The following is a 13,615-nucleotide window of genomic DNA, read 5'->3' on the forward strand; positions in this document are numbered from 1 at the left end:
GAGTGCCCATGAGATCGACCGACACCAGCACGCCTGTCCCGGGCCCTCCTTCGCCGCTGCAACAGGACTACCAGCGCTTTCTGTTACTCGGCAACCACCGTGCGCCACACACCCTGCAGGTGCACGAGCGCGGTTATCGCTCCGGCACTATCAACACCGATGCCCTTGGCCTGCGCTACAGCCATTGTGCGGGCAAGCGTTTCTCGGCGGCCGAGCGCGGCGCGGCGCCGCGCATCAACTTGCTGGTGGGGGGCTCTACCGCCTTGGGTATCGGCGCCAGCTGCGACGAACATACGGTGGCTTCACATTTGTCGATGCTGACCGGGGAAGTCTGGCTGAACCTGGCCGGCTGCGGGCTCAATGCCGGCCAGGAGCTGCTGCTGTTCCTCACCCACCAGCATCGGCTCGGCCAATTGGGCCATGTGGTGGTGCTCAGCGGCCTCAATACACTGGCCCATGAAGCCCTTGGCGAAGTCCTCGCCAGCCCCCACGACCCGCTTCACGCCACGGCCCTGCGCGACACGCTGAACAGCTACAGCGACGGCATGCCGCCTGCTGTGGCCCCGCGCCCGCAATCGCTCTGGCGACGGCTTGGCCAAGCCTTGACCACGCGCCCGCCCGTAGCGCCTGTCGCCAGGCCATTATCGCCCCCTGAAAAGCGACTGGCCCGCGCGGCCGACACCATCGGCCGCACCTTGCGCCAATGGGAGCGTCTGCTGGCAGACAGCCATGCCACCCTCACCTTCATACTCCAGCCACTGCTGCCCTGGTGCCGCGAAACCCTGCCTGAGGGTGAGCAGGCCATGCTGACGGCGCTGGAGCAACAGCCGGCCAACTTCGACCGCCTGCTCGACGGGGTCTTTGACAGCCAGTTGCACATGGCCTTCTTTCGCCGCATCAAAAGCCAGGCCGACCCGGTACCCTGTTACGACATGAACAGCATGCTCAGCAGCTCGCCGGTATTCGGCGCCGACCTGTTCGTCGACCGCCTGCACCTCAACGACCTGGGCAACAATGCCCTGGCCAAGGTCATTACCGCCAAGCTGGGCCTGGCCCAGGAAAAACACGCTCAGCGCAAGGTCACGCCCATCAAGCTCGTCTGACAGTTGCCTGCTGGTCTTTCGGCGAGGGCCCTTGGGTGGCTAGAATACGTCGTCGTTCCGATCCGCCTGAGGCGCACCTGTACCTGTCATGAACATCGAAGCCGTCCATCAACAACTGGCCGCCTGCCGTGACTGCGCTTTTCACGAGGCATGCCTGTGAGTCGCGCGGTCATCCTGCCCCCGCTGTTGATCGCCCTGATGCCGTTGGCTGCGCAAGCGCTTGACGTGCGCATCGACCCTCATGCCGACCTGCTCTACCGCCAGGCCCTGCCGCTGCTGGAACAGGCCGACAGCCAAGATGACAGCGCCAGTTCACTGCGCACTGCCCTGGGCAGCGACCCGGAACTCACCCGTCAGGGCCAGGCCCTTGCCCACACGTTGCCTACCGCCGTGGCACTGCTGAAAAAGTCAGTGGCGCTGGGCCACCCGGTGGCGCAGTACCGGCTGGCGCTCTACTACATGACCTATTTGCCCGCCGGGCAGATCCCCGACGCGGCCTGCCCTTTGCTGGTAGCCAGCCTCAAGCAAGGCTTCGCGGCTCCGGCACCGGCCATCGCCACCTGGTGCCCGCCCTACAACGCCAGCGTGGAGTATCGCGCTGCACTGGAGGCGATCCCGAGCATGGCCACCCAGTACGCCCCCTACTACCCGCAACCTGCCACGCGACTGGCCTGTAGCCGCAGCCAGCCGCAGGGCCTGGAAATGCAGTGGGGGCGTCAGCGCGACTACCAGGCCGAGGTGTACCGGCTGCTGGCAGACCTGGACTCGCAACAGCGTCAGACCTTGCTGCAGAAGGCCGTGGACATCAACGGGTGCGTGACAGCGCAACACGGATTGGCCAGCCATCGCTAACGCCCTTGAGCCCGAACAGGGCCCAAACCAGCAAGATCGTTCAAGCCATCGCCATTACCACTCTGGCATGCTGCGCAACCGAGTACACGCGTTGCAGCCACCATGCCCCACAGCCCACACATTGCCCGCCAAGCCTTTCTGCGTGGCGCCATCGCCATCCTCCCGCTGTCCCTGGCCGTGGCCCCCTGGGGCCTTTTGGCCGGGTCCATGGCCATTGAAGCCAACCTCAGTGCCTGGGAAGGTCAGGGCCTGTCGGCTATCGTCTTTGCCGGTGCCGCGCAACTGGTGGCGATTGGCATGCTCAAGGGCGGCGCCAACCTGGCGTCGATCCTGCTCACCACCTTGCTGCTGACCTCGCAGCACCTGTTGTACGGCCTGTCCATGCGCCCCGTGCTGTCGAACCAGCCACTGCGCTGGCGGTTGGGCCTGGGCTTTTTGCTGACCGACGAATTCTTTGCCCTGACCAGCCATTACGACCAGCAACAGTTCAACCGCTGGTACGCGCTGGGCGTGGGCCTGACCTTCTATGTCGCCTGGAACCTGTTTACCCTGGCCGGCATCGTCCTTGGCCAGAACATTCCGCACCTCGATCAGTTGGGCCTGGACTTTTCCATTGTCGCCACCTTCGTCGCCCTGATCGCGCCCCTGGTGCGCAACCTCGCAACGGTAGTGTGTGTGGCCGTTTCGCTGTTCTGCTCGGTGCTGTTCAGTGCCTGGCACTGGGAAACCGCCTTGGTGGCGGCAGGCCTGCTCGGCATGAGCGCCGGTTTCGTTTGCCAGAAGTGCTTTGGAGGCCGTGCATGACTTGGTTACTGATATTCGCCATGGGCGCCATCGTGTTCCTCAACCGCTATGCGTTTCTCGAACCGCGCCTGCCTTTGCGCCTGAGCTCCAACGCCCGGCAGTTTCTCGGGTTTGCGGTGCCGGGCATGCTCACCGCCATCTGCGGGCCGATCATCTTCATGCCTGACCATCACCTGAACCTGAGCCTGCTCAACCCGTATCTGCTGGGCTCAGTGGTGGCCGTCGCCCTGGTGCTGTTGACCCGCAGCGTGTTGCTGAGCATGTTGGTGAGCATGTTGATCTTCTTCCTCCTGCGCAGCTGGCTGGCATGACCACGCCCCTGCGTGAACAGACACACCTGTGGCAGGCGCCGGCGCTGGGCGACGTCGAGATGCTGCACGCGCGGTACTTTCAGCAACGCTTCGCCCCGCACGTGCACGAAGGCTATGTGTTCACCGTGATCGAGTCCGGCGCCCAGCGCTTCTGGCATCGTGGCAGCGAGCACCTGGCCCCGGTCGGCAGCATGGTGCTGATCAACCCCGACGAGCTGCACACCGGCGCCACTGCCCATGAAGCCGGTTGGCGCTATCGCGGCTTCTACCCGGAACATGAACGGGTCACCGGCGTGCTGGAGGAGCTGGAGCTCGGCCGGCACGGCATGCCCAGCTTCAAGGACAGTGTGATCCAGGACCCGGCCCTGGCGCTGGCCTTCAGCCAGTTGCACCAGCTGTCCGAATCGGCTGCCAGTGCGTTGGAGCAGCAGACCGCCTGGCGCCATGCCGTGCTGGCCTTGGTGCAACGCCACGGGCAGTGCGCCGAGCCATCAGCACCCGGCCTCGAGCCCCTGGCGGTGGCGCGTGCGCGCGAATTGCTGGAGAGCCAATTGGCCGACCCGCCCTCGCTTGAAGCCCTGGCGGCTGCGGTCAACCTGTCGCCCTTCCACTTCGCCCGGGTGTTTCGCCAGGCCACCGGCTTGCCGCCGCATGCCTGGCTCAAGCAACGGCGCCTGGCCCGAGCCCGGGAATTCTTGAAAAGCGGCCTGGCGGCGTCCGAGGTGGCATTCAGCCTGGGCTTCGCTGACCAAAGCCACCTGAGCCGGCAGTTCAAGCAGGCCTATGGCGTGACGCCGGGGGCCTATCGACAGGCCTGCCTGCACAGCTAGGCAGGCCGCGGAACTGGCCGGGCAAACGGGTCAGGCACTGCTACACTGACAGGGCTGAATTGGAGGATCCTGCCATGTCCGAAAGAGAGCTCACCACCCTCATATCGCTGATGAACCAGCGTCAGGCCTGCCTGAGCAGTGCTTGCAAGGAGATCGCCGACTGGATCGACCGGCAGGGCGATGTGCCCGTCGCCGGCAAGATTCGCGCGAGCCTCAAGGCCCTGGAGGCCGACGAAGCCCAGGTACGCAAGACCTTGACCTCGCTGACCCTGGACAGGCCGCTGCCACGCTTTCGCAGCTGAATGAACTGGGGCCGCTATGCGGCCCCCGGTATTTCAGTGGTTCATGTGCATGTGGTCATGCCCACCGCCAGCCTCGGCGTTGAGCGGGCGCACCGGCGCCTGCACCTGCAGCGTTTGCTTGCCACCCTTGGCGTCTTCGATGAGCAGGGTCAGAGGCACCTGTTCACCCTCCTTCACCTGCTGCTTCAAGCCCATCAGCATGACGTGCAAGCCATTCGGGTCCAGGGTTACCGCCTTGCCAGCCGGCAACTCGACCGCCTTGACCTCACGCATGCCCATCACATCACCGTTCATGGTCATTTCATGCACCTGCACGGTCTTGGCCACTGGCGACTCGACCCCTACCAGCTTGCTGTCGCTGCTGGCAGTCAAGGTCATGAAGGCACCGGTGGACTGCTGGTGCGGCACGCTGGCACGGACCCAGGCATCACTCACGGTGGTCTCGGCCAACGCTGGCAGGGCAAGCCCCAGCAGGGCGATAGCGGCCAGGCCGCGCTTGAACGGTTGCAGTGAAACAGCCATTAGCAAATCTCCATCAGGGTGACCAGGTCTTCGGCGCATTCCTTGGCGTTCAGGGAATGGCCCAGGCTCAGGCGCAGAGTGCCACGTGTGTCGTAGACGTAGCTGGTGGACGAATGAGAGATGGTGTAGGTGTCACCGGCCGGGACCTTCTCGTAGAACACCTTGAATTCCTTGGCCACCTCGGCGATTTCCTCAGGGGTACCGGTCAGGGCGGTGAACGACGGGTCGAACGCCTTGACGTAGGCATCGAGCACTTCGGGGGTGTCGCGCTCCGGGTCCAGGGTGATGAACACCACCTGGAACAGGTCACGGTCACGGCCCTTGAGCATTTGCCTGATTTGCGCCGCGCGCGCCAGCGTGGTCGGGCAGACCGCCGGGCACTGGGTGAAGCCGAAGAAGATCATCGGCATGCTGCCGTAGAAGCTCGACAGGGTACGCGGGTTGCCTTGGGGGTCCTTGAGGTTGAACTTGCGCCCAAGGATTTCGTTGCTCATGTTCTTGCCGTACTTGAACTCGAGACCCCGGGCCGGGCTGCAGCCGGCCAGCAGGCCAAGCCCGAGAACGCCCATCCCAGCGACAACCGCGCGCCGGGTATACAGATCATTCATGGAACCATCCTTTACAGGCCATCCTTCACAGGAAAGGTGCCGACCCAGGGAGGGGCCGGTCGAAAAACCGGGGCATTCTTACATGACACCCCAAGTGCTTCTACCCGATGAAGGCGGTGTTGGCCTGCAGCCCTTTGAATACGGGCTGCGGCCTGTTGTCGCAGGGGTTGAATCCGTAACAGTTTGTTGCTAAGGACGCGTACTCGTCAGTAGTACGCGTTTTCCTTCTGGGTGTGGTCAGTCACGTCACGCACACCTTTGAGCTCGGGAATGCGCTCGAGCAGGGTGCGCTCGATGCCTTCCTTCAACGTCACGTCAGCCTGGCCGCAGCCTTGGCAACCGCCGCCGAACTGCAGCACGGCAATGCCGTCGTCGACCACGTCCACCAGGCTCACCTGGCCGCCATGGCTGGCCAGACCGGGGTTGATCTCGGTCTGCAGGTAGTAGTTGATACGCTCGTTGATCGGGCTGTCCTCGTTGACCATCGGCACCTTGGCGTTTGGCGCCTTGATGGTCAGCTGGCCGCCCATGCGGTCGGTGGCGTAGTCGACCAGCGCGTCTTCAAGGAAGGGCACGCTGACCGCATCGAGGTAAGCGGTGAAGCTCTTCAGACCCACGGCGGTGTCGTCGGGCTTCTCTTCGCCCGGCTTGCAGTAGGCAATGCACGTCTCTGCGTACTGGGTGCCTGGCTGGGTGATGAAAATGCGAATGCCGATGCCGGGCGTATTCTGCTTGGAGAGCAGATCGGCCAGGTAATCATGGGCGGCGTCGGTAATGGTTATAGCGCTCATGTAAGTTCCTCACAGACTTGCGGCCAAGTGTACGCCAACCTGGCCCCGGCACAAAGTCCTAGTATTTGACTCGGGAAAGCACGTAAGCCGGGGCCTGCCCCCGTGGGGCCGCCAGCCAGGCCTGCATTCGCCGGTACAAGCCACGCTCCAGCCACTGGTAGCTGAACCAGGACATTAGTCCAATGGACGGCACGCACAGGGCAAACACCAGATACGGGTTCAAGTGCAGCCGCTGGCTGGCAAACCAGCCGGCATACAGCACCAGCACGTGGATCAGGTACACCGAATACGAGCAGTCGCCCAGTGCCTTGAGCACCTGGTTACCCTTGAAGCAAGGTTCCAGGGCAATGAAGGCCAGCACCACCAAGGCGCTGGGCACGCCCCAGTGCAACAGACGTTGGGAAGCGTCCAGGTGATAGAGGGCGTACCCCGCCACCCCGAGCAACGCCAGCGGCATCCACACGCCCTCGCGAATCAGGCCCCGGCGATACAGCACACCCAGGCCGATGCCGAGCAGGAATTCATAGATGATGTCGTTGTTGTAGAAATGGCTGAGCACGCCCAGCCGGCCCAGCACTTCACTGACCAGCAACAGCGCCGCGCTCACCAGCCACAGGTGATGGCGCTGGCGCACCAGGAACGCCAGGCCGAACAGCAGGTAGAAGAACATCTCGAAATTCAGCGTCCAGCCCACGTTCAAGGTCGGGTAGAGCCCGTACCCCCCAGGGTTTTCCGCTGGCACGAACAGCAACGACAGCAACAGGTGGTGCCAGTCGAACTGCTGGTGCGGCATCCAGCGGCTGGCCGCCAGCAGCAGGCCCGCCATGAGCAAGCTGTAGAACCAATACGCCGGCACGATGCGCAGCACCCGGTTGAGCAGGAACTGACGCGGTTCGATGGTTTTGTCACGGGTCGACAGGTAGATCACCAGCCCACTGATGACGAAGAAGATATCGACGCCCACGGCGCCCCGGTCGGTAAGCAGTTGGCCGATCGGGCCGCTGGCGTGGAAGTCGAAGAAAATCTGCATGAAATGGTGGCAAACCACCACCCAGGCGGCGAACGCCCGCAGTGCCTGAAGCGAATACAGCATGGAATACCCTGCGATTGCCGGTGCATTGAGGCCGGTGACCGAGCGCAGAGGGGGCAATACCCGCGAAAGGCTGCCCAGCAGCCCCCCCTGCAGTCGATCAGGACCACCCACCGTTTCCGACCGCAGCTACCCCGGAAAGGTCAGGCCAACCGATCAGAGGTTCTCGTAGCGGTTCATGTCCAGCACACCCGCTTCCACCGGCTGGGTCTCCTTGATGTAGCTGTTCAGGTCATGGAAGTACTGCCAGAACTGCGGATGGCTACGGCGCACGCCCCAGCGCATGACGATGCGCTCGAACTTGCTCGGGTCATCACGCGCATACTCCATGTCTTCGACAAATTCCGGCACATCCTGGGTCGGTATGTTGAAGATGAAATTCGGGTAGCTGCTGAGTACGCCCGGGTACAAGGTCAGTGTGTCCAGCCCTGGCTGATAGCGGGAAGCCTCGCCCAGCAGGAAGGCGACGTTGCTGTGCGCACGGTTGCGCAGCAGGCTGTACACCTGGCGCTGACCGCCCTGCCCTTCGATGCGCAGCATGCTTGCCTCAGGCAGCTGGTTGATGACCTTGAGCCCCGCCGCCGGGCGCGACACCAGGCGGCTGAGCGACTGCTCGGCATTGCGGAACTCTTCGCTCATTTGCGGCCGTGAGCAGTAGGCACCCTGGCAACGGTTGATCGGGTCGGGCGCCGCATTCAGGCTGCCGGTGCGCTGCAACAGCTTGAGGCCGAAGTCGCGCTTGGGGTTGCCAGGGTCGAGCTTGATGCCGCTCGGGGTATCGGTGTCGATGTCTTCATAGTCGAGCCACATCTTCACTTTGCCGCTGGTCTGGTACCAGTCGCTGAGGATCGCACCGCGCTGATCGGCCGGCATCAGGCGCAAGAAATTGACCTCGGCACCGTTGCGGATCAGGTCGAAGTACAGGCGTGTCTGCAACTGGTGCGAGACGTTGCCGAACACATCGAAGTTGACCGCCAACTGGTAATAGGTGCGCTCCAGCAACGGGTAGTCGAACAGCCACACCGTGAGCGGCACATCGCCGACCAGGCCTTTGCTCACCGAGGCGCTGTCGAAGTGGCGGAAAATGCTCAGCAGCGCATTGTCGTTACCCGCCCACAACGTCGACCAGCCCGGCGCCGGCATTTCGGCATAGGCTTCGCGGCGCAGTTTTTCGTACTCGTTGCGCTTGTCGCGGTAGGCGTGCCAGAGGCTCAGCACACTGCCCACGTCATCGATCTGCCCCGGCATGGCCAGCAACGGGGTGGCGGCGCCGCGGTACTGGGCATCGGTGATGTAGCGATCATGGGCCGGCTCCTGGAACAGCGCCCAGAAGTTGTCGCGAATCACGTCGGTCGCAATCTGCCCACGGCACACCGGGCCGCGGATGAAGGTGCGCACGAAGTACTCGGCGTTGTCCAGCATGAACTGGTAGCGCGCCACCGCCGGGATCGCCTCGAAGGTCTCGAACGGGTTGGCCCGATGACGCGGGCCATAGCCGGGCAGCGCCGCAGCGTGCCAGTCACCGGCGTAAAACAGTTGCTTCACCCGCTTGAGCTTTTGTGGGCCCATTGGGTAGGTGATGTGCGTCTTGTGCACGATCACGCCTTGCACCGGAATCAGCCGGTAATAGAAGTCGGTGCCCGGTGGATCGTTGGGGCGACGGGTAGCGATCAGGTCGACCGGCTGGCCGCTGGGCGTGCGCGAACGCACCCATTGGAAGAAGTGGCCCTGCTCCCCGCCAACGAAGTAGATGTGCGCAAGGAACAGGTGCTCGTACAGCCAACGCCCGACCAGGGCTTCGGTGGAGCCCGGGCGGTTGAGCAGCTCTTCCCAGTCGGCAATCTGCCTGGCCTCGGCCGGGTTCGGCTGGACCGGCTGGTACTCTACCGGCGCCCCCGTGGCCAGCCAGCGTTGCAGCGTGCTGTACTCCTGGTCGGTCAGGCCGGTGACCGCCAGCGGCATGCCTTCCCTGGGGTGCGCGCCGGCGTAGGCGTCGAACTCATGGGGCAACGGGCACATGTTGTTGCGGCTAATCCCCAGGACGATGTCCTCGGGCAACTTGGCATTGGGCGTGAGCGGTGTCTTGTGCCCAAGTTCGAGCATGCGCGCCATCAGCGCCGCCTGGCTGCCCTGGCTGTCGAGCACCGAGTAGAAGCCCTTCTTGCGCCACTCGCCCTCGCTGTGGGCGTCGTAGAACAGCCGCGTGGTGGGCACCGCCTTGCTTCGGTCGCCCTGGTACACCGGTACCTTGGTGGCCCCGCGCACGGCCCCTTCGGGGCTTTCCAGCTTGAGCTGGCAGGCCGCATCGTTACAAGCGTGGCAGGCCACGCATTTCTCGGTGAAGATCGGCTGAATGTCCCGGGTGTAGGAAATGGCCGGACTCGACTGGGGGGCTTGCCCGAACGCCACGCCGCTGATGAGCAAGGCGAAGACGCCGGCAAGAATACGTTGCAGCATGTGCGAAAAGTCCTGGTTCCTGAAAGCCATCACGATTGCCTGGTCGCGCCTGGGTGCTTGTGCGCCAACATGAGCAAAATTCATGCAAATGGGCGATGCGCCTAAAAACCGCGCAGCTTTGTTATGATTCGGCACCTTCTGATATCGCCCGACCAGGTAGTTCCTATGTCCGACCGCAGCGCTCGTCTCCAAGCACTCCAGCACGCACTCAAAGAGCGCATCCTGATCCTCGACGGCGGCATGGGTACTATGATCCAAAGTTATCGCCTCGAGGAACACGACTATCGTGGCACGCGCTTTGCCGATTGGCCAAGCGATGTAAAGGGTAACAACGATCTGTTGCTGCTCAGCCGCCCCGATGTCATCGCCGCCATCGAAAAAGCCTACCTGGATGCTGGCGCCGATATTCTCGAAACCAACACCTTCAACGCCACGCAGATTTCCCAGGCCGACTACGCCATGGAGTCGCTGGTTTACGAGCTGAACGTCGAAGGCGCGCGCATCGCCCGCCAGGTCGCCGATGCCAAGACCCTGGAGACGCCCGACAAACCGCGCTTCGTCGCCGGCGTGCTTGGCCCGACCAGCCGCACCTGCTCGATTTCCCCGGACGTCAACGACCCCAGCTACCGCAACGTCACCTTCGACGAGCTGGTGGAAAACTACGTCGAGGCCACCCGCGGCCTGATCGAGGGCGGTGCCGACCTGATCCTGATCGAAACCATTTTCGATACCCTGAACGCCAAGGCGGCGATCTTCGCCGTGCAGCAGGTGTTCGAGGATGACCAGGTCGAATTGCCGATCATGATCTCCGGCACCATCACCGACGCCTCCGGCCGGACCTTGTCCGGGCAGACCACCGAAGCCTTCTGGAACTCGGTGCGCCATGCCAAGCCGATTTCCGTGGGCCTGAACTGCGCCCTGGGCGCCAAGGACCTGCGCCCGTACCTGGAAGAGTTGTCGACCAAGGCCGACACCCATGTCTCGGCGCACCCCAACGCCGGCCTGCCCAACGCCTTCGGCGAGTACGACGAAACCCCGGCCGAGATGGCCGCAGTGGTTGAGGAGTTCGCCGCCAGCGGCTTCCTCAACATCATCGGCGGCTGCTGCGGCACCACCCCGGGCCACATCCAGGCCATCGCCGAAGCCGTGGCCAAGTACAAACCTCGCGAGATCCCGGAAATCGCCAAGGCCTGCCGCCTGTCGGGCCTGGAACCGTTCACCATCGATCGTGAGTCGCTGTTCGTCAACGTTGGCGAGCGCACCAACATCACCGGCTCGGCCAAGTTCGCCCGGCTGATCCGTGAAGAGAACTACACCGAAGCCCTGGAAGTGGCCCTGCAGCAGGTCGAGGCCGGCGCCCAGGTGATCGATATCAACATGGACGAAGGGATGCTCGACTCCCAGGCCGCCATGGTCCGCTTCCTCAACATGATCGCGGGTGAGCCGGATATCTCCCGGGTACCGATCATGATCGACTCCTCCAAATGGGAAGTGATCGAGGCGGGCCTGAAGTGCATCCAAGGCAAGGGCATCGTCAACTCGATCTCCATGAAAGAAGGCGTCGAGCAGTTCAAGCACCACGCCCGCCTGTGCAAACGCTACGGCGCCGCCGTGGTGGTGATGGCCTTCGACGAGGTCGGCCAGGCCGACACCGCCGCGCGCAAGAAAGAAATCTGCAAGCGCAGCTACGACATCCTGGTCAACGAAGTGGGCTTCCCGCCGGAAGACATCATCTTCGACCCGAACATCTTCGCCGTCGCCACCGGCATCGAAGAGCACAACAACTATGCCGTCGACTTCATCGAAGCCTGCGCCTACATCCGTGACCACCTGCCGCACGCGCTGAGCTCGGGCGGGGTGTCCAACGTGTCGTTCTCGTTCCGCGGCAACAACCCGGTGCGTGAAGCGATCCACTCGGTGTTCCTGTTCCACGCCATCCGCAACGGCCTGACCATGGGTATCGTCAACGCCGGCCAGTTGGAGATCTACGACGAGATCCCGGCCGACCTGCGCAACAAGGTCGAGGACGTGGTGCTCAACCGCACCCCGGAAGGCACCGATGCACTGCTGGCCATTGCCGACGACTACAAAGGCGGCGGCGCCACCAAGGAAGTCGAGAACGAGGCCTGGCGCTCACTGCCGGTGGGCAAGCGCCTGGAACACGCCCTGGTCAAAGGCATCACTGCGCACATCGTCGAAGACACCGAAGAATGCCGCCAGCAATGCGCGCGGCCCATCGAGGTCATCGAAGGCCCGCTGATGAGCGGCATGAACGTGGTCGGCGACCTGTTCGGTGCCGGCAAGATGTTCCTGCCCCAGGTGGTCAAGTCGGCACGCGTGATGAAGCAGGCCGTAGCCCACCTGATCCCGTTCATCGAAGCCGAAAAAGGCGACAAGCCCGAGGCCAAGGGCAAAATCTTGATGGCCACGGTCAAGGGCGACGTGCACGACATCGGCAAGAACATCGTCGGCGTGGTCCTGGGCTGTAACGGTTACGACATCGTCGACCTCGGCGTGATGGTGCCGGCAGAGAAGATTCTGCAAACCGCACGCGACGAGAAATGCGACATCATCGGCCTGTCCGGCCTGATTACCCCGTCGCTGGACGAGATGGTCCACGTTGCCCGCGAAATGCAGCGCCAGGGCTTCAACCTGCCGCTGATGATCGGTGGTGCAACCACGTCCAAGGCGCACACGGCCGTGAAGATCGAGCCCAAGTACAGCAACGACGCGGTGATCTACGTCACCGACGCTTCGCGCGCCGTCGGCGTAGCGACCCAGCTGCTGTCCAAGGAGCTCAAACCCGGCTTCGTCGAAAAGACCCGCCTGGACTACGTCGATGTCCGCGAGCGCACGGCCAACCGCAGTGCCCGTACCGAGCGCCTGAGCTACGCCAAGGCGATTGCCGCCAAGCCGCAATACGACTGGGCCGGCTACCAGCCCGCAGTGCCCTCCTTCACCGGCGTCAAGGTGCTGCAGGACATCGACCTGCGGACCCTGGCCGAGTACATCGACTGGACCCCCTTCTTCATCTCCTGGGACCTGGCCGGCAAGTTCCCGCGCATCCTCACCGACGAAGTGGTCGGCGAAGCGGCCACAGCGCTGTACAAAGATGCCCGCGAGATGCTCGACAAGTTGATCGACGAGAAGCTGATCAGTGCCCGCGCAGTGTTCGGCTTCTGGCCGGCCAATCAGGTCGCCGATGACGATATCGAGGTGTATGGCGACGACGGCCAGCCGCTGGCGACCCTGCACCACCTACGCCAGCAGACCATCAAGCCCGACGGCAAGCCGAACTGGTCGTTGGCCGACTTCGTCGCGCCGAAGGGCAGCGGTGTCACCGACTACGTCGGCGGCTTCATCACCACCGCCGGCATCGGCGCCGAGGAAGTGGCCAAGGCGTATCAGGACAAGGGCGACGACTACAGCTCGATCATGGTCAAGGCCTTGGCCGACCGCCTGGCCGAAGCCTGCGCCGAGTGGCTGCACGAACAGGTGCGTAAAGAGCACTGGGGTTACGCCCGTGACGAACACCTGGACAACGAGGCGTTGATCAAGGAGCAGTACAGCGGCATCCGCCCTGCCCCAGGCTACCCGGCCTGCCCGGACCACACCGAGAAAGAAACCTTGTTCCGCCTGCTCGATGGCACGGCCATTGGCGAGACCGGCGCAAGCGGCGTGTTCCTGACCGAACACTTCGCGATGTTCCCGGCGGCGGCGGTCAGTGGCTGGTATTTTGCCCACCCACAGGCGCAGTACTTTGCCGTGGGCAAGGTAGACAAGGACCAGATCGAGCGCTACAGCGCGCGCAAGGGCCAGGAAGTGAGCGTGAGCGAGCGTTGGTTGGCACCTAACCTCGGGTACGACAACTAAGACTCTGCTGGCCCTTTCGCGGGTTCAACCGCGAAAGGGCCAGCAAAGCCAACTACCCTGGCATTGCCTACA

At 63.5% G+C, this 13,615-nt stretch carries 12 protein-coding genes; 7 read left to right on the top strand and 5 right to left on the bottom strand.

Annotation, left to right across the window (positions count from 1 at the left end):
* Positions 1 to 8: 8 nt before the first annotated feature.
* The 6 genes from LOY26_RS17300 to LOY26_RS17325 all read left to right on the top strand — a co-directional run bounded on the left by LOY26_RS17300 (position 9) and on the right by LOY26_RS17325 (position 4,202).
* Positions 9 to 1,103 carry a hypothetical protein gene (locus LOY26_RS17300; RefSeq protein WP_258713927.1) on the top strand — a complete coding sequence of 365 codons (1,095 nt, stop codon included), beginning with the start codon at positions 9 to 11 and terminating at the stop codon, positions 1,101 to 1,103.
* A gap of 150 nt (positions 1,104 to 1,253) precedes the next feature.
* Positions 1,254 to 1,955 carry a hypothetical protein gene (locus LOY26_RS17305; RefSeq protein WP_033699001.1) on the top strand — a complete coding sequence of 234 codons (702 nt, stop codon included), beginning with the start codon at positions 1,254 to 1,256 and terminating at the stop codon, positions 1,953 to 1,955.
* 102 nt (positions 1,956 to 2,057) lie between these two features.
* Positions 2,058 to 2,759 carry an AzlC family ABC transporter permease gene (locus LOY26_RS17310; protein WP_186663174.1) on the top strand — a complete coding sequence of 234 codons (702 nt, stop codon included), beginning with the start codon at positions 2,058 to 2,060 and terminating at the stop codon, positions 2,757 to 2,759.
* Positions 2,756 to 3,070 (top strand): AzlD domain-containing protein, encoded by a 315-nt coding sequence (locus tag LOY26_RS17315; protein ID WP_047581077.1) that lies wholly within the window; start codon positions 2,756 to 2,758, stop codon positions 3,068 to 3,070. The genes LOY26_RS17310 and LOY26_RS17315 overlap by 4 nt, the downstream gene beginning before the upstream one ends.
* Positions 3,067 to 3,900 carry an AraC family transcriptional regulator gene (locus LOY26_RS17320; protein ID WP_186654976.1) on the top strand — a complete coding sequence of 278 codons (834 nt, stop codon included), beginning with the start codon at positions 3,067 to 3,069 and terminating at the stop codon, positions 3,898 to 3,900. Before LOY26_RS17315 ends, LOY26_RS17320 begins: the two co-directional genes overlap by 4 nt.
* 74 nt (positions 3,901 to 3,974) lie before the next feature.
* Positions 3,975 to 4,202 carry a hypothetical protein gene (locus LOY26_RS17325; protein WP_033699008.1) on the top strand — a complete coding sequence of 76 codons (228 nt, stop codon included), beginning with the start codon at positions 3,975 to 3,977 and terminating at the stop codon, positions 4,200 to 4,202.
* Between the two features lie 33 nt (positions 4,203 to 4,235).
* Here LOY26_RS17325 and LOY26_RS17330 read toward each other — a convergent pair whose 3' ends face one another.
* The 5 genes from LOY26_RS17330 to LOY26_RS17350 all read right to left on the bottom strand — a co-directional run bounded on the left by LOY26_RS17330 (position 4,236) and on the right by LOY26_RS17350 (position 9,670).
* Positions 4,236 to 4,724 carry a copper chaperone PCu(A)C gene (locus LOY26_RS17330; protein WP_186663176.1) on the bottom strand — a complete coding sequence of 163 codons (489 nt, stop codon included), beginning with the start codon at positions 4,722 to 4,724 and terminating at the stop codon, positions 4,236 to 4,238.
* Entirely contained in the window at positions 4,724 to 5,332 is a 609-nt protein-coding gene (locus tag LOY26_RS17335; protein WP_033699010.1) for an SCO family protein, read from the bottom strand. Before LOY26_RS17335 ends, LOY26_RS17330 begins: the two co-directional genes overlap by 1 nt.
* 206 nt (positions 5,333 to 5,538) lie before the next feature.
* The gene (nfuA, locus tag LOY26_RS17340) at positions 5,539 to 6,123 is read right to left on the bottom strand and encodes a Fe-S biogenesis protein NfuA (RefSeq protein ID WP_012271640.1); all 585 of its coding nucleotides are present in this window, start codon (positions 6,121 to 6,123) and stop codon (positions 5,539 to 5,541) included.
* A gap of 58 nt (positions 6,124 to 6,181) precedes the next feature.
* Positions 6,182 to 7,216 (bottom strand): acyltransferase, encoded by a 1,035-nt coding sequence (locus LOY26_RS17345; RefSeq protein WP_258713928.1) that lies wholly within the window; start codon positions 7,214 to 7,216, stop codon positions 6,182 to 6,184.
* A gap of 153 nt (positions 7,217 to 7,369) precedes the next feature.
* Complete coding sequence (locus LOY26_RS17350; protein ID WP_047581147.1) at positions 7,370 to 9,670, bottom strand: fatty acid cis/trans isomerase; 2,301 nt, start codon at positions 9,668 to 9,670, stop codon at positions 7,370 to 7,372.
* A gap of 165 nt (positions 9,671 to 9,835) precedes the next feature.
* Between LOY26_RS17350 and metH the strand changes: the two genes are divergently transcribed.
* Complete coding sequence (metH, locus tag LOY26_RS17355) at positions 9,836 to 13,543, top strand: methionine synthase (RefSeq protein ID WP_186663177.1); 3,708 nt, start codon at positions 9,836 to 9,838, stop codon at positions 13,541 to 13,543.
* Positions 13,544 to 13,615 lie beyond the last annotated feature (72 nt).

It is taken from the genome of Pseudomonas sp. B21-047 (assembly GCF_024748775.1).
GTDB classification, from domain to species: domain Bacteria; phylum Pseudomonadota; class Gammaproteobacteria; order Pseudomonadales; family Pseudomonadaceae; genus Aquipseudomonas; species Aquipseudomonas capeferrum.